Origin of the sequence: Flavobacterium sp., from assembly GCF_044361015.1 — a bacterium.
GTDB lineage: Bacteria > Bacteroidota > Bacteroidia > Flavobacteriales > Flavobacteriaceae > Flavobacterium.
The window spans coordinates 1-18,184 of sequence record NZ_JBIKJL010000048.1 but is presented as its reverse complement, the minus strand read 5'-3'; the positions used below and the strand labels follow the sequence as shown (position 1 = coordinate 18,184).

Sequence of the window (18,184 nt, the reverse complement as noted above, 5' to 3'; positions counted from 1 at the left end):
CGTCCATATTCCTTTTCGAAAGCTAAAAAGCGTTAAAGAAAAACCAAATGAGACAAATTTATTTCTTCATTCTGACCAAGGTTGGCAATATAAAATGAGTCATAATCAAAGTTTATTAAAAGAAAAAGGTATTATACAAAGTATGTCAAGAAAAGGAAATTGTTTAGATAATGCTATTATCGAAAACTTCTTTGGAGTATTAAAGTCTGATATGTTTTACACTCAAAAATTCAAATCAATAGAACAATTAAAACAGGAAATTGATAAATACATTACATATTATAACAACGAAAGAATCAAATCAAATTTAAACAAAATGAGCCCGATAAAAATCGAACTCATTATTATCAAAATTAATTAAAAATTTGTCTAAACTTTTGGGTGCAGTCTAGTTTGCAATGTCAGGTTTTTTTTATTAGAGATTGGGAGTTATTAATGTCCTCCGGATACTTTTTTATCAAAATCAATTCCTTGTCTTCTTAAAATTCCGCTTACTCTCCAAGCATAAAAAACTAAATAGGCAAAACAAACTATTCCCACAATATAACTGAAATGAATGTTTGTTGCATCGGAAACCGCACCTTGCAACCAGCTTACAATTCCGCCTCCCATAATCATCATGATTAAGAAACTACTTCCTTGACTGGTGTGTTTACCTAAGCCACTTATTGCCAACGTAAAAATACAAGGCCAAAGTGTACTACAGAATAAACCAACACTGGTGAAAGCGTAGACACTCACCATTCCATCTGTAGCCATTCCGGTTAATAAGGCAACAATGCCAAGAACAGAGAATATCAATAACATTCTTGCCGGATTTCCCTTGCTGGCCATATCGGCAATGATTAATACTAAAATGATTAGTCCGTATACATAGAAAGGTGTTAAATCGTGGTTCATGAATTTATTTACACCTAAGAAAACACCAAAAGCAAGGTAGGGAGCTATGAAACGTAATATTTTTTGCAAATTCATATCGTTAGTAAACGCTTCCACAGCGCCGGTCCATCGACCAATCATCAAACTTGCCCAATACAAAGAAATGAAGGGAGCAATATCTTGGGTTTTAAATCCAAGGTTATTTTCCATATAAGCCGGTAGGTTGCTGGCTGTAGAAACTTCTACTCCTACGTAAACGAAGATTGCAATCATCCCTAGGATTAACTGAGGGTATTTTAGAGCAGAACTTCTAGAAGAATTTTTATCACTTTCTGATTCAACAACTACTTGCGGTTTATCCGGTAAAGAAGAAAACTTTAATAATATGGCAACTAACAAAAAAGCGGCTCCCAAAACTAAATAGGGAACTTTTACACTTTCAATACTCATTTCAGAGTTGCCGGAAGTAACTGAACCGAAAATGGCAAAACTCACAATTAAAGGTCCGATAGTTGTTCCTAAGTTGTTGATTCCACCCGCTAAAGTTAATCGTTGTGAGCCAGTAGTAATTGGTCCGAGAGCAATGGCTAATGGATTGGCCACTGTTTGTTGTAAAGAAAAGCCAAGGGCAACAATGAATAAACCAGAAAGCATTAAAGGAAACGAACCTGTATTTGCAGCCGGATAGAACAATAATGTTCCTAAAGCTGAAATGACAAGGCCTAATGCTAAGGCATTTTTATAGCCCATTCTATTAATCAAATCACCTTTGGTCAAATAAGAAATAATCATGTAAATGATAGAACCCACCGTATAAGCAACATAAAAAGCCACAGAAACTAATTGGCTTTCTCCTTGGGTTAAATCAAAAGCTTTTTTGAAAACGGGAATTAAAATATCGTTGCTGGCGGCAACAAATCCCCAAAAGAAAAAAACGGTTACTAGAGGAATGAATTGCCCCCACTTGGTTTGTACTTGTTCTGCACTCATTTGGTTTTGGTTAAGAGATTAGTTTTGAACTTGTTTTGAAATTAAATTTTATTAAATCCTAAAAAAAAATGTGTCTTTACTAAAAGACTGCTAATTTTTTGCTCAAATAATTCCTAAATATACATTTATGTCAAAATGTAAAGCCAATTATTTGTAAATAGTTTTCAACGAAAACCTTTTCAAAGTTACATTTTTTTGAAAAAAGAAAAAAAATACATCGTTTGAGAAAAGCCTAAATTCGGTTTATTCGCTTTTTTTAATTTCTGATTTCGGGCCAATTCCGTTGTTATTAAACGCTTCGATTTGAAAATAATAAACATCCGAACGATCTAAACCATTAAAATAGTACTCCGTTTTTCCATAGACCATGATGGAACCATATAATTTATCGGGCGATTTGCCAAAATAAATCACATAACCATCAGCCGAAGGTTCTTGTTGCCATTTGAACCAAACATTTCTACGTTCGCCTTCGACTTTTGGCCCGGAACGAAGCGGAACAAAGTTTTTAACCATCTGCGGTTTATCGCCGGAACCTTTTCCAAAAACACGAAATCCACTTAGGGCGAACTTACCGGTGGGCATTTGGATATTTTCCAGTTTTAAAAACCGAGTTCTTATGGGTGATTGCAGTTCAAAGTATTCATGCGGAACATCTTTGGTGCTTTTACTTTTATCGACTATGGTTTTCCAGTTTTTGCCATCGTTAGACGCATATAAAATATAGTTGTGACCCGTTGTCGTTTCGGGTTTACCCATGATGTCAGCATCTTGGTCAGCATAATTGATTTGAATGGCATTCACGGTGCTCATTTCACCTAAATCAGAAATAATGAACTCTCCTTTGTTGGCGGTTTTTGCACTCCAATAGGTTTTAATGTCTTCGTCAATAGCAAAATTGGGTTGGTAGCCACCCAAAGTTGAAGAAACCTGCACCGATTTATTGTAATTCAAGAGCATCCAGCCGGCAAAGTTCTCGTTTAGATGATTTTTGTTTTGAGAAGGCAAGTAGGTTGGATAATCACCGTAGGCCGTGTTGCTGTAAAGTATTCCATCTTTATCGAACCCGGCTGGCCAAATACCCAGTCTTCTTTCAAAATTGTTTTTAACACAAATTCCGATGGTGGAAACATGCCAATATTGTTCTTTATTATCTTGAAAAGTTGCTCCATGCCCTGCTCCTCTAGCAAAACCGCCGGGTTTGTAGGAAAACGGGTTGTGTGATTGGTATTCAAAAGGGCCTAACGGACCATCACCCACATAAACTCCATCGGCATAACCGCTAAATTCCGTTCCTGGGGCTCCGTATTGCAAGTAATATTTATTGTTGTATTTGGTCATGAAAGCCCCTTCCGTAAACGGTTGCAAAAACGTATTGTCGTTGTTTTCACCAAATCGTTCCCAGCCGTGTTCAAAATCATTTAAGGCTAAAACCGGAACAGGTTCGCCTTCCGGCTGAAAGGTTTTACGGTTTAATTTTAATCCATACAACGGGTATAAATTACTTGAACCGTAATACATGTACAATTCATCTTTTTCTTTATCCCAAAAAATTTGAGGATCCCAAGCTCCTGCTTCTTGTTTGTGAACAAGTTCTTTCCAATCATCAACTTCAGGATTGGTACTCATCCAAATGGGAAACTCCTTGGTGTGTGTGGAACCCAAAACCAACAAGGTATCGTTTACAAAAGACAAAGAGGGAGCACATAATTCATCCCAAACTTTGTGTTCGGGGCGAAGAAATTTTCGGGGAACAAATTCCCAATCGAGCATGTCCTCGCTGTGCCAATATCCCCATTGGTTGGTGGAAAACAAATAGTACTTCCCTTTGAAGAACGTAATGACCGGATCGGCTGTAGCCCGATGTTTACCTTGTGTTACAAATGGTTCAATTGGACAATAGCCGTAATCGATATTGATAGGATTACAATATGTTTTTTGTTGAGCATACGTTTGTATTCCCAATAAAAACAACAGCAATAAAGTGATTTTTCTCATACTACAAGTTATTTAAAAAAACCCTTCGAACGAATTCAAAGGGTTTCCTCGAACAAAAACTCAAAAAATTATTTAACTAACTCAATGCTAACTTTTTGTTGTACATCGGAATTGGTTCCGATAAAAAATTCAAAAACTCCAGGTTCAGCAACAAAATCTAAATTGGAATCATAGAATTTTAAATCTTCCACAGACAATTCAAATGAAACAGTTTTTTTCTCTCCTTTTTTAAGGGCTATTTTTTGAAAGCCTTTCAACTCTTTGATGGGCCTCGTTATTGAACCCACAACATCTCTGCTGTATAATTGAACTACTTCTTTACCCTCGAAATTACCCGTATTGGAAACCTCAACAGAAACAGTTATTTTATCTGAAAAAGTCATTGTTGGACTGGAAACTTTCAAATTTTCGTATTTAAATGTGGTATAACTTAACCCATATCCAAACGGATACAGAGGTTCATTTCTTTCGTCAATATAATTTGAAAGAAATTTTACAAACTTACCTTCTTTGTTCGTTAAGGGTCTTCCGGTGTTTTTATGGCTGTAATAAATTGGTATTTGTCCAACACTTCTAGGGAAAGTAGCGGTCAATTTACCGGAAGGATTTTCGTCGCCAAATAATACATCAGCGATGGCATAACCAGCTTCTGTTCCTGGAAACCAAACATTTAAAATGGCAGAAAGGTTTTTATCTTCTTCCACTAAAACCAACGGACGGCCAGTAAATAATACCAAAACAACAGGTTTACCCGTTTTTAATAAGGCCGCCAATAATTCTTTTTGAACACTTGGAATTTCTAATTCCGTACGGCTACTGGATTCTCCACTCATTTCAGAAGATTCCCCCAAAGCAGCAACTATTATATCCGCTTGACCGGCAATTTGTAGAGCCTCGTTTAGTAGTTGTTCTTTCGTTCGGCTATCTCTGTTTAATGTTTTGCCAAACATGGTTGCCCGCTCTTCATAAGCCGCATCTTCGGTTAAATTGCTCCCTTTGGCATAAATTACTTTTGCCGATTGTCCGAGTATTTCCTGCATTCCCTTTAAAAGTGGAACTGCCAATTCATGTTTTGTTGCCACACTCCAAGTTCCGGGCATGTTGACTGCATTATTACCCAAAGGTCCTACAATGGCAATTGTTCCTACTTTTTTCAAAGGCAATAGTTGGTTGTCATTTTTAAGTAAAACAAATGATTCCGCTGCTATTTTTCTGGCTTCTGCCCTATTTTCTTTGGTAAAAATATCTGTTTTATTTCTTATTAAATCACAGTATTTATAAGGGTCTTGAAATAAACCTAAGTCCCATTTAGCATTTAAAATTAATCGAACGGCATTGTCAATTTGTTGTATAGTTACTTTGCCTTCGTCCAGCGATTTTTTAAGTGTATTTAAAAAACCACCGCTAACCATATCCATTTCGATTCCGGCCTTCAATGCTAAAGCGGAAACAGTTTGAAAATCTCCGATACCGTGTTCACTCATTTCCATGATTCCGGTGTAATCGGTTACAACGAATCCGTTGAATTTCCATTGATTTCGCAATACTTCCGTCATTAACCATTTGTTTCCCGTTGCAGGTATGCCATCAATTTCATTAAAAGAGGCCATCACTGAACCAACTCCGGCATCGACAGCCGCTTTGTAGGGAGGAAAATAGTCGTTATACATTCGTATGCGACTCATATCGACCGTATTATAATCACGGCCAGCTTCAGGAGCACCGTATAATGCAAAATGTTTTACACATGCTAAAATGGTTGAATTGAGAGATAAATCGGTTCCTTGGTAACCTTTAACCATTGCTTTTGCTATTTGACTTCCGAGGTAGGGATCTTCCCCTGAACCTTCAGAAACTCTACCCCAGCGAGGGTCGCGTGAAATATCAACCATGGGTGAGAAAGTCCAATTGATTCCATCGGCACTGGCTTCTTTGGCGGCAATTTGAGCACTGCGTTCAATTAAAGCTAAATTCCAAGTACTGGATAATCCGAGAGGAATTGGAAAAGTAGTTTCATAGCCGTGAATCACATCCATTCCGAAAAGCAAAGGAATTTTTAGACGTGATTGTTCTATGGCAATTTTTTGAACCTCTCTAATTTTAGAAGCTGATTTTATATTGAATAAACCACCTACTTTACCCTCTTTAATATTTTTTGCGACATCTGAACTATTTGCCTGACCGGTTGTTATGTCGCCGGATGTGGGCAAGTTAAGTTGTCCTAGCTTTTCCTCCACTGTCATTTTAGCGATTAATTCTTCAATAAATTGAGCCTTTGGAATTGTGTTTTTTGTTTTATCTACCTTTTGAGCAGTACCCAAAAAAGAAATAAATAGGAGTAATAGGGTGGTTTTAATAAAATTCATTTTTATATTTTTTATAATTGGATTATTTTTCAAAAATATTCCTTTTATCTTTTAGAATCCGTGTTGTGAAGATGAAAAACCTAAATTTTGTAATCCGGTTTTCACTTCTGGAGCTTGCATGAATAAATTCCACAAGAACCCTGTTCTGTAATTTTCAATCATCGGAACGATTGTTCCTTGATCGATGGCTAAATATCGTTTGGTCACCCAATTATGGTGGGGTGAAAAAGCATCATAAGGTCCTGCCACTCCAATCAATTTGTCTTTCCAATCTGCACTTTCATAAAAGTAACGAAGAGCTTTCATTGATTCCTGCGGAGTATAAGGAAAAGAAGATAAGGCAGCTGTAGGAGAAATTACTCCTCTATCGTTGCCCGGTTTGTGGTCGGTGTAGCCAACCGAACCGTTATTGTTTCTCGAATAACTGGCGGTTAACCCCCAACATTCGTCACTATAACCGGTCCAACCTACGGGATTTGCTACACAATAGGCATGCATGATTTTAGCATGATTTTGTGTTAACTCCCAATAATTTGCATATTGGTCAGTTAATCCCCTTGGGTCTAAACCCAAATAGGAATAATGTGCCCAAAACATTGGACCAACATTTCCTGTTGCTCCATTATAATTAAAAACAACCGGAATATTATATTTTAAACCCGGGTGCACAATGCTTCCATTTCTTGCCCATGCCTGATGATAAGCTTCATTAGGAATAGGATGTGTGGGAGATGATGCTCCCATGATATACGTAATTAAACATTCGTTATATCCTTCTAATTTAAAATTCTTTAGCCATTCGTAGTTCGGAGACCAATGCCAATACATTGCGTTTTCGCCTTTGGTATACCAACTCCATTCCACTCCTTTCCACAATACATCGGCTTTTAAAGCCAGTGCTTGTTCTTCAGGAGTTCCGTTTTTAAAATATTCGCGAATACAAAGTAACCCTTGGCAAAGGAACGATGTTTCAACAATATCGCCACCATCATCATCCGTTCCAAAAGGAACTACATTTCCGTTTGTACCATTAATCCAATGGCTCCAGGCCCCATGAAAACGGTCGGCATTTTCGAGAAAAGTGAGTGATGTGTTTAGACGCGCAACGGCTTCTGATCGAGTAACAAACCCTCTTTCAATTCCAACTAAAATAGTCATCAGGCCAAAACCTGAACCTCCTGTAGTTACTAAATTAACATCTACAAAGGTTTCATCTACGTGGTAACGTTCACGAGCTAATTTAGAATTCGTTTCGGCGTAATTCCAAAAATACTTAAACGCATCTTTTTGAGCTAAATCTAATATCTCCGTATCTGTTAAAGGCTTTACAACAATAGGTTCTTCCGGTGTATCATTAGTTGAGGAACAAGAGCAAGAGACTATAAAAAATTGAAGAACAAATAAGATTCGAATTAGATTTTGCATTAGATAGAAGTATTTATAATAAAAAAATTAAAAAAAACCTAACAGAAATATATTCTGTTAGGTTTTTCGAATGAAAACAAATTATCTTCCAGCTTTTTCTAACTCATAAAGAGCTCCGATTTCAGCAGTTGTTAATGCTTTGTTATAAACTCTAAGTTCATCTACTCCACCTTTTAAAGCTTTGTTCCAAGCGTCACCGTTTGCTCCGGTAACAACAGTTTCTAAAGCTCCGATAACCGGTCTTGTTGGAGTGTAGTGATTTAACATTTTTGGTGCTCCACCGTTTCTAACTTCCCATTGAGGGTTAGAAATTTTCACACCGTTTACATAAAGTTTATTAGCTCCTGCAACACCATCAAAAACATACACGATGTGTGCCCATTGTCCACCAATTTTATTAGCAAATGCTTGGTGATTTTCACCATTGGCGTTTCCGTCAATCATCCATTGCTCCATTTTAAGCATATTTACGGCATCACCACCAAATTCAGAACCATCCTCTTGTTTAATTCTGAAAACACCTTTCATTTGAATAGAATCACTAGTTGTTAAACCATGTGTTTCCGCTAATAAATTTAAATTTCCAAAGATTTCACCTGTTCTTGTTAAAGAAAAAATTGGAGAAATGTTACTAACTCCGTCCGGAACTAATTTTGTATTAGTAATTTTTGCCCAACAACTGATAGAAGCACTACCTGAAGTTGAACTTAAAGCAGCGATAGCCGGATAAGCCATGTAACCTTCATTAAAACTTGCTGCTTGTCCTTTTATACCTGTTACATAAGTTGTTGCAACAGTTGAAGAAGGATTTGTACTTGATTTACTTTCAGTACCGTTTCCATTTAATGGCCAATATGCTAATAAGTCAGCCGCAGCAACTTCGTCAGCATTGTTGTAACCACCGATTGGAGGTAGTGGATCTGAATCATCATCACTACAGTTTACTATTGCTGCTCCTAGAACTACTAATGCAATAGATTTGAATAAAAAATTGTTTGTTTTCATAAGTGTAAAAAATTTAAATAATTAATGTTAATTTGTTTTTCTTAATATCCTGGATTCTGTGTTAATCTTCCGTTACTGGCAATAATTTGGTTGTTTGGAATTGGGAATAATTCATGTGTTCCCACGACAAATGTTTTACCATTTGCTGCCATAGCCGCAGGAGCTTGACCGGTTCTTACTAAATCAAACCAACGATCATGTTCCATAGCCATTTCCCAACGGCGTTCATTTAAAACATCGGCTAAAGTTATTGTGGTTAATTCCGGTAAGCCTGCTCGAACCCTAATTTCATTTGTTCTAGCCAATGCTTCACCAAAATTTGAATTTTGATAGGCCGCTTCTGCTCTAATTAAGAGAATGTCACTGTATTTCAAAACACGAAGGTTCTTGGCTGTTTCCCCTTTGTTCCCATTCCAAGATTCAGCTATGCTGCTTTGATAAGCTTTATAATTGTAACGTGGGTTATTCCAAGTAGGAGAACCTTCAAAACCATCCCATAATGTAAAAGGGGTTGATTGAACAAATAAAACTGTTGCATTTTTTCTTACATCTCCTTCTTGATAGGAATTAACAAGAGATAATGATGGTGTATTGAAACCCCAACCTAAATCAGGTGTTCCTCTGGCTCCTTGAACATCGGTATAACCAATAAGTCCTTTGTTCAAAGTGGCTTGCACTTCATAAATAGATTCAACTTTGTTTTCACCCACTTCCCGCCAAACTTCTGCATAATTAGCTAATAATCCATATTGACCGGAAGTGATAACTTCACCAGCCATGTCATAGGACAATTGCCATTTTTCTTGATACAAATAGGCTTTTGCTAATAAAGCCTGAGCAGCACCTTTAGTAGCTCTACCTAAATCATTGGGAGAATATTGGCCTTTTATAGGTAATCGTTCAATAGCGTCTGTTAAATCCGTTTCTATTTGAGCATACGTTTCTTCTTTTGATCTTCGGACAAAAACGATGTTGTTGATTTCTTCCGTATTGTTGATGTCAATTTTTGTAGTTACCAATGGAACACCACCAAAACATCTTACTAAATCAAAATAATATAAGGCTCTTAAAAATTTAACTTCCCCAATCAACCTACTTTTTAAAGCCGGGTCAATGGTTAATTGCTCTAGGTAAAACAAAGCATTATTAGCTCTATAAATACCATCGTAACGACCTTCCCAAACATCTATAAAAGAAATATCCGTTGCATTAAAAGTCAGGTTATCCATTTTATGCTTATCGGTACCGGTATCGTTTGGAGTTGACCCTTTATCAGCATCATCCGAAGTAATACTTGTCATTCCTATCCAAGAAAAACAATACATATTGTAGTCTAATTGTTTGTTATAAACTCCATTTACCAACTGCACCGCATTATCCGGATTGTTCAAAAAATCAAATTCAGAAATTGCGTTATTAGGTTCTACATTCAAATCCTCTTCACAAGAAAGTGAAACAAAAGAAATTGAAAGGATTAATAGTAGGTTATGTAGTATCTTATTTTTCATGATAGTAATTTTAAAAAGAAACATTTAGACCAAAAAAGAAGGTTTTGTTTGTGGGATATGCATCCAATTCAATACCTGCATTTCCTAAAGGATCAGCATTATTATTTCCTGATATTTCAGGAGAATAACCTGAAAATTTAGTAAAAATAAATGGGTTTACAGCGGTTACATAAAATCTTATCTTGTCTATTTTTTCATAAAAATTAGGAACAACATAACCTAAAGTGATATTATTTACTCGTAAGAAAGCTCCATCTTCAATGTAGTATGTAGAAGCAATTGGAACTTCATTAAAAGGATATGGATTGTCTGCATTGGGATTAGAAGGAATCCAAAAACTATCTAAAATATCATATTCTATATTTTCACCACCAAAACGTTGGGCTTTTTTACCGTTGTATAATTTGTTGCCTCCAACGCCAAATAAATCAGTTGAAAAATCGAAGCTTTTATAATATAATGCTAAATTCACTCCGTAAGTATAGGTTGGTAGATAAGAACCGGCCACTACTCTTTCGTCACTGTAAGTAAACCCGCCATCTGAGTTATAACCTGTAACATCATAAACATAAAAACTGCCTAAAGGTTCACCAACTAACACTTGTTTTGTCCATTGTCCATTACCTAAACTTCCACCTATTAGATTAGAAAAATAAGCATTGTTCACATCCTTCAGTTCATTTTTATTGTGTGAATAATTGGTTCCAATGGAATATCTCCAATTTTCATTGATGGAATCTTCCCAACGAAGCGATAGCTCAATTCCATTATTTGAAACCGTTCCAGTATTTAAATAAACAGCACCCGGAGACAAAACCGGAGGAAGTGAAACCGGTAAAATTACATCAACAGCATTTCTGTTATAAATATCAAAAGTTCCTGAAAGCTTATTATCGAGTACTTTAAAATCAAATCCAAAATCAATTTCTTTCATCGTTTCCCATGACAACGAAGGATCCACTTGGTACGGAATATTTGCTCCCGGAAAAATATCCTGATTAGCACCAAAAGCATAATTATAACCGGAACCAAACACTAACGTATTGAGTGAATTTCCACTATTTCCGTTAGCAACTTCGCCATAACCTCCACGAATTTTTAAAAAGTTTAAGAATTTAACATCTTTCAAAAAAGGTTCGTTACTCATAACCCAACCGGCAGATATTGCTGGAAACAAACCCCATTGTTCATCATCCTGAAAAGAACTTATTCCTTCTCTTCTTAATGAAGCGGTAAGTAAATATTTTCCATCGTATTCATAATCTGCTCTTGCAAAATAGGCAATAGAAACAACTGGAGTGGTATGTGAATTAGAAACAACAGCACCCGGAGAAGTATTGATGTTATAAGATGAAAAATCTAAATACCAATAATTAGGTTGTTCCGGTACGTTAAAACGAGTTCCTGAAATATACTGACTATTGTTTCGGGTTGATCGTGACATCCCTAAAACCCCAGTGATTTCATTTTTGCCGAAATCTTTAGTGTAAGTAAAATAATTATCCCAATTCCAAATAAAAGAATCATACTTTCTTTGACTTAAAACATTATTAGGATTAGATAAAGGGTAATCCTCAATTTCCTGAGTTGGATTTTGAGAAAGCCAAATATCGCGACTTGGGGTAAATGTATATCCTTCGCCAACATCGTACGACGTACCGAAATTTGTAGTGAATTTTAAATCATCAGTAATCTTTAATTCAGCATTAATAGAGCCAAAAACAACAAAGTTTTTATTTTGTTCATTGGTGTAATAAAGCTGAGCTACCGGATTCGCTACATTATTATAGCGTGTTCCATTATAATCATTCACGCCATTTTCATTTATAAAAGGCATTCCCCATCTTCCATTAGGATATTGAACCGGCATGATTGGTGATTGTTTGTAGGCATTTGTAAAAGCACTTAACGGTTTAGGTGTGTTTTTTACAATTGAAAAATTTAAAGCATTCGAAATCTTTAATCGATCATCAAATAATTTAACTTCCATACGAGAATTAATATTATTACGCTCGTAATCCGTTCCATTCAAAATACCTTCTTCCTTATAGTTTGTATACCCTAAATAATAATTAGCGTTTTGACTTCCACCGGAAATCGAAAGGAAATTACTCATCACGGTTCCGGTATCGGTAATTTCATCTAGCCAATTGGTATTATAAGGTTGTTCGAAATTAAAATAAGAACTTGATCCTAATGCTGAATTATTATAATAGACAAATCGGTAAGAATCTGCCATTTTAACTTCCCGTTGAATAAATTTCTGTCCGTAATAGGAATCGAAATTGACTTCAAACTTGCCTTCTTTCCCTTTTTTTGTGGTAACAATGATTACACCATTAGAGCCTTTTTGACCATAAATAGCTAAGGAAGAAGCATCTTTCAAAATATCCATGGAAGCGATTTCATTTGGGCTTAATCCGTTTAGGCTCGTTGATTCAATACCGTCAATAATATACAAAGGATTACGACCTCCCAACAAAGTTCCTAGACCTCTAATTTGTATGGACGGTGTTGAGCCCGGTTCATCATTTGTAACAATATTTACCCCGGCTAATTTTCCCTGAACAGATTGGATAGCAGATTGAGCAGGAGTTTTTAGTATTTCAGCCGATTTTATTTGAGAAACTGAACCGGTAATCGAACCTAATTTTTTTGAACCATAACCCACGACAACTACCTCACCTAATTGCTTTTGATCATCGTCATTCATTACGACAACCATATTTGGCGCAGCTTTAACCACTATTTTCACAAAACTCAACATAGAAAACTGAATTTCATCGCCAACTTCTGCTTTAATTTTGAAATTACCATCAAAATCAGTTATTGTATTTTCTTGTGTTTTTACAACTAGAACAATTACATCAGGCAATGGCAACCCGCTTGCATCAGTTACTTTACCTGAAATCTCCTGAGCTTGAATAAATGTTTGGATGAATAGAACTACTATTATTAGTAAATACCTTTTCATAAAAAATGTAGTTTGTTTGTGTTAGTTGTGTAAATATACTAACTAAAACGATATAGTTCCATTAATTAATTTACTACAGTACTACATCATTTTAATAAAAATATTTTTTATTTAATTGATTATTAGTAATATATAATTAAAAAATATCCTTAAAAACACATCGTTTAATTATCATTTTGATGTAGTAATGATGTGTAATAATTCTTTAACTTTTTAAAGAAAAAAATGATTAAATGATAAATTATAAAGATTTTTTATAAATTAATCATAAAGTTAGACAGGTTGTCGTCTGAATGTAATTCTAATTTCTTTCTTAATCGATAGCGATGAAGTTCTACACCCCGATAGGAAATATTCATTAAAGGTGCAATCTCTTTAGAAGAGAGATTCATTTTTAAGTAAATACAAAGTTTAATATCCTTTGAAGTTAGTGAAGGATATAAATTTGTCAAGCGATGAACAAACTCATCATTACTTTGTAATATGTTCTTTTCAAAGCTTTCCCATTCTTTTTTATTGATTGCGTTAACTTTGATAGATTTATTGATTTTACTTTTCATTTGAGCTAAATCTGACTCCGTATCTAAAATCTTTTTTATGGTTTCAATCATTTCCGATTGTTTGGCAATGGATAGTGATTTACCGGCAACCTCTGTTGCTTTTGTTTGCACTTGAATCTCTAGAATATGCTTTTCATATTCTTGCAACTTTAATTTATTTTCCGCTTCTAATTCAATTTGAATAATTTCTTTCTGATGTTTTAGCTCTTCCTCTTTCAGTTTTAATTGCTCCTGGTACCGCACTTTATTCCATTTGTAATAAAGGAAAAAAGTTCCGGCAATTAATAAAATATAAATAAATATCATCCAAATTGAAAAATACCAAGGTTTTGCAACCGAAAACTTAAAGTTTGAAATTAGCTTATAATTTTCTCCATTATTGTAAAAAACTTCTATTTTTTGATTACCGCTGGAAAGGTTATTCAATATTAGATTTCCGTTCTGTATAGGTTGAAAAGTATCAACTCCGTTTAGTTTATAAAATAATCCGGAGCGATTATAACCGAAATATTCTGAAATGACATTGATTTCGAGTGATTGATTGTGTTTAATCGTTTCGGTTTCTTTAATTTTTTTCCCTTGATAAAAAGCTTCAATAACCACATTCTGTTTCTTCAATTTAGAATTTTTCAATTGGAAGGTAAAAAACCCATCATCCAAATTCATGATTAATTGATTTCCTTTTCTAAAAACCTTTGTGTCTTGATTAATGATTTTTCCTTCATAGTATTTTTCAGGAATTAATTCCCAAACAAACTTTCCGTCTACTTGATGGATAATATATAACAGTTTGTCTTTGAGCAAAATAAAGTTCTCATCGTCTACAGGAACGAATTCCGTAACCGTTGAAAAATTTTGATTAAATAAACTATTCTTTTCTAATTTTTCTGCCAGTGAATTGTAATGATACCAAGTATTATCAATGAAAAACAGCATCTCATTTTTAAAATGAAAAAGCTTTACTTCAAAATCATTTTTAATATTGTTTTTTTGAGTAATGTTTTCAATTTTATCGAGTTGATAGTCCTTTTTGAACTTGATTCGATATAAACTTCTGTAATTATCGACCGCCCAAAGTTCATAAGGTTTGTTTTGAGCTATATGTTTAATCGGCTTAGTTAAATTCTCAATAATTTCATATTGCGTCAAATCATTCCGATCGGCATACATAACAATTCCTGAATAATTTGCCTGATAAATTTTAGGATCAAATTCACTGATTAATAGTTTCCAGCCGCCGCTTACTGCATTTACTTTTTTAAGTTGACCATTATCATATAAAAAGGTACCATCATTATGCCCAATTACATATTGATTATTCATTTTTTGAATATCCCAGACTTGACCCTGAGAATTGGGCAATAGTTCTAACTGTTTGTTATTATATTTAAAAACTCCGTGATTTGAACCTAACAAATAGCCGTCGTTCAAGAATGAAACGGAATAAACAGATCCTAAAATTCCTGTATTGTCTGAAAATATGGAATAGGGCGAATTGATTTCGATGTGCGATATGCCGTTGTCCAAACCTAACCAAAGGTCGTTTTCTTTATCAAATCCGATGCTTAAAACAGAATTGTTTTTGAGTGAGTTATTACGACTTATGTTTTGAAAAGTGCCTGTATTAGTATCAATTAAATATAACCCTTTAAAAGCGGTACCTATAATCAAACGATCACTATCGATAAACTTGGCTGCAATAATGATTTCATTTTTTAATTCTTCGTTCAAACTGTTTTCCCAAGGGTATAGTTCGCCGTTTTTCTCTACAAAAACACCTTTTTTTTGAGTAAATACATAAAGTGTATTTTTATTTTTTTCAATAGCATGAATAACGTTGTTATCTACTATTTTCCATTTCTCAATTTTGGTAAATTTCTTATTTTCAAATTCATAAATTCCATTTCTGACGGATGCGGCATAAATTTTATTATCCACTACAAAGCAATAGGAAATTTGGAATGGAATTCTGATTTTTTCAATTGTATTACCGTTATAAACGAAAAGGTCATTGAATGACTGAAAGTATATTTTTTGTTGAAATTTAAAAATTTTCCAAATCTCTTCATTATTTGAATAACCGGTAAATAGTGCTTTCCCTTTACTCAAAGAATGATAAATCATCTCCCCATTGGTTCTAATCCAGTAGCCAAATTCAGTATAAGAACCACAATAAATTCGGTCACCATCTGAAAAAACTGAACGAATAATGGTTTTATTAGGAAGAATATATTTATCCCATTTAACACCATTGTACCGCAAAAAATAATGATTATTGGCAAAATACATCGCATTATCATTTCCTTGTGTTACGCTCCAAATTTGATTATCGCCGTTATAATTTGATTTGGTAAAATTTTCGACAAAAGGAAGTAATTCCTGTGAAAAACAATTCAAGGAACTCCATAAAAGGAAAAGATAAAGACAATATTTTTTCAACATTGGGTATACTATTCCTCAAATGTAAAAAACAAATCGGACTTAACCATTAAATTAGGCTAAGTCAATAAGAATCAAAGGGATTTTACTTCCCCTCTACATACTCTTGTAAATAACTGAATCGAGGTGTAAGTTTTCCGTTTTCAGTCATTTTTGCCCGTTGCAAAATTCCGTCTTTATCTCCGTTAAAGAAAGCCGGGATGACATGTTGCATAAACATTTCGCCAAATCCTTCACTGGCATCTTTTGGTAATTCGCAGGGTAAATTATCTACACTCATGACCATTATTGAGGCAGGATGCGAAAACGGTACTTCTTTATTTTCAAAAGGTAAATAACCAAAAAATGGGTCGGCAATAGTGGATGCTTTTATGGTGCAAGCAATGGGACCATTGACATCACAGGAAATATCAGCCACTACTTTAATTTTACAATCTGACTTTTTGAGCATTTCCTGGGTCAAAATATAGGGAGCATTATTGCCATAAAAATGACCTGCTATCAATACATCGGCTACTTTTGTAAAGCGTTCAAAATCGGATACATATTCTAGCGGATTTTTATAAAAATCTTGGTTTCCAAGTTGCTGACCGTCTTTTCGTTTATTATAATCTAACACATCTATTTGAACATAAACCGGCTCTGAATATAGTTTAGTCAAGAAATTTTCAACGGAAACTTCTTTGATTTTAATAGCATCTAAAATTTCCTTAGCCCCCATGCCTACTTTCCCTTTTCCGGTAAGAACGATTTTTATGGGAGGTAGAACCTGTCTTTTTAATTTTGATATTAATTCATCTATCCCTTTTAATGTTTCAGCTTTTGGAATATTGAATAACTCATATTTAATTCCGAAACCACGAAAAGCGTTATAAGCACCTACAATACCGGCATAACGCCCGAAACCAATTAATCGTCGGTTTTGTTCATCAACAATGGTTTCGTGGTCATATAAATCGATGTTTTTGTCTAAAACTGCTTGGAGTAATTTTCGATTATACGGTTGTTTTTTGATTGTATGTGAAAAGAAAAAATATTTTTTATTTGGAAGAAGTGCTTCAACAGGAACTTCTTTTACACCAATTAAGACATCACAAGCAGACATATCATTTGTTACTTCCAACCCCAAATCAGTATAGGAAGAATCAGGAAAAACTCTGATGTCTGAAGTTTCTACTTTTATATTTGCTTCAGGGAATTGCTTTTTTAATCGCACCAATTCTTCTGGTGTAAATACAACTCTTCTGTCTGGCGGGTTTTTACGTTCTTTGATGATTCCGAATGTCATTTGTGATATTTTTATTGTAATACTTTAAATTTGTTTCAAATGTAACATTATTGAATAAGTCAGGCAAGTTTTATTTATGACAAATTTTCATGTATATTTGTGGCTTGATTTTTGTATTTGATTGGAATAGCAGACAACAAAAGCAAAAAAAATGGGGTCGACCGGTTTTGACAGCGGGTGGAACTAAACGGTAAGCACGTCGAGCATTGGACATTTGGCTCGTAAATATCAAGGTTCACAACTTATAAACGGCGAAAATAATTACGCTTTAGCTGCTTAATCTGAATTATAGTAAGATTTGCCTCGTTCCTACCAGGTAGGAAAGCTGGATTCACCTCGAAAGCCTTGGTTTGTGGCGTTTGAAACAGGTGAACCGTAAAAATAAACCTAGGAAGGGTAATGCTTTGAATCCCTTCTGACACTCATTAAGCTAAGCAAGAAGTGGCTGCCTTTGGCCTTGCTTTTTGTCGAAAACTCAATCAGAGGATAAACGCGTAGAAAGCTCTTTGGTTGCCTGTTTGGACGAGAGTTCGATTCTCTCCGACTCCACAGTATTACTTACATTATTGACTAAAACCCTGCAAATCATAAGATTTGCAGGGTTTTATGTTTTAGTGCACTTCGCAATTTATTCAAATTAAATCATTCTTTAGGTGCTATAATCGGTGTCCCAATAAAAATCAAATTTTGGGACACCGAATTTCACGCCAGCCCTTTAATGGAAGAAGGTTCAAAAGATGAACATCTTGACA

The 18,184-nt window shown here is 34.8% G+C and carries 10 protein-coding genes and 1 other RNA gene; 2 read left to right on the top strand and 9 right to left on the bottom strand.

Annotated elements, in window-relative coordinates:
- The coding region (locus ACIQ2Z_RS10575) for an IS3 family transposase (protein WP_396184110.1) at positions 1-361 on the top strand (361 nt) is incomplete at its 5' end.
- Between the two features lie 71 nt (positions 362-432).
- Here the strand turns inward: ACIQ2Z_RS10575 and ACIQ2Z_RS10570 are convergent.
- The 9 genes from ACIQ2Z_RS10570 to ACIQ2Z_RS10530 all read right to left on the bottom strand — a co-directional run bounded on the left by ACIQ2Z_RS10570 (position 433) and on the right by ACIQ2Z_RS10530 (position 17,432).
- Positions 433-1,869, bottom strand: coding sequence for an MFS transporter (locus ACIQ2Z_RS10570; RefSeq protein ID WP_396184109.1), 1,437 nt, complete (start codon positions 1,867-1,869; stop codon positions 433-435).
- A 243-nt stretch (positions 1,870-2,112) separates the two neighbouring features.
- Positions 2,113-3,867: a discoidin domain-containing protein gene (locus tag ACIQ2Z_RS10565; protein WP_396184108.1), complete on the bottom strand. Its 1,755-nt coding sequence runs from the start codon at positions 3,865-3,867 to the stop codon at positions 2,113-2,115.
- 68 nt (positions 3,868-3,935) lie between these two features.
- Positions 3,936-6,233: a beta-glucosidase BglX gene (gene bglX / locus ACIQ2Z_RS10560; RefSeq protein ID WP_396184107.1), complete on the bottom strand. Its 2,298-nt coding sequence runs from the start codon at positions 6,231-6,233 to the stop codon at positions 3,936-3,938.
- A 51-nt stretch (positions 6,234-6,284) separates the two neighbouring features.
- The gene (locus ACIQ2Z_RS10555) at positions 6,285-7,658 is read right to left on the bottom strand and encodes a glucoamylase family protein (RefSeq protein ID WP_396184106.1); all 1,374 of its coding nucleotides are present in this window, start codon (positions 7,656-7,658) and stop codon (positions 6,285-6,287) included.
- 81 nt (positions 7,659-7,739) lie between these two features.
- Positions 7,740-8,663, bottom strand: a complete 924-nt coding sequence (locus ACIQ2Z_RS10550; RefSeq protein WP_396184105.1) for a LamG-like jellyroll fold domain-containing protein — start codon at positions 8,661-8,663, stop codon at positions 7,740-7,742.
- Positions 8,664-8,704: 41 nt separating this feature from the next.
- Positions 8,705-10,171: a RagB/SusD family nutrient uptake outer membrane protein gene (locus tag ACIQ2Z_RS10545; protein WP_396184104.1), complete on the bottom strand. Its 1,467-nt coding sequence runs from the start codon at positions 10,169-10,171 to the stop codon at positions 8,705-8,707.
- A 10-nt stretch (positions 10,172-10,181) separates the two neighbouring features.
- Positions 10,182-13,145 (bottom strand): SusC/RagA family TonB-linked outer membrane protein, encoded by a 2,964-nt coding sequence (locus ACIQ2Z_RS10540; RefSeq protein ID WP_396184103.1) that lies wholly within the window; start codon positions 13,143-13,145, stop codon positions 10,182-10,184.
- Between the two features lie 254 nt (positions 13,146-13,399).
- Positions 13,400-16,147, bottom strand: coding sequence for a LuxR C-terminal-related transcriptional regulator (locus tag ACIQ2Z_RS10535; protein ID WP_396184102.1), 2,748 nt, complete (start codon positions 16,145-16,147; stop codon positions 13,400-13,402).
- Between the two features lie 82 nt (positions 16,148-16,229).
- The gene (locus ACIQ2Z_RS10530) at positions 16,230-17,432 is read right to left on the bottom strand and encodes an NAD(P)-dependent oxidoreductase (RefSeq protein ID WP_396184101.1); all 1,203 of its coding nucleotides are present in this window, start codon (positions 17,430-17,432) and stop codon (positions 16,230-16,232) included.
- A 153-nt stretch (positions 17,433-17,585) separates the two neighbouring features.
- On the opposite strand from ACIQ2Z_RS10530, the gene ssrA reads away from it, so the two are divergent.
- Positions 17,586-17,984, top strand: a transfer-messenger RNA (tmRNA) gene (gene ssrA, locus ACIQ2Z_RS10525).
- The last annotated feature ends 200 nt before the right edge of the window (positions 17,985-18,184 follow it).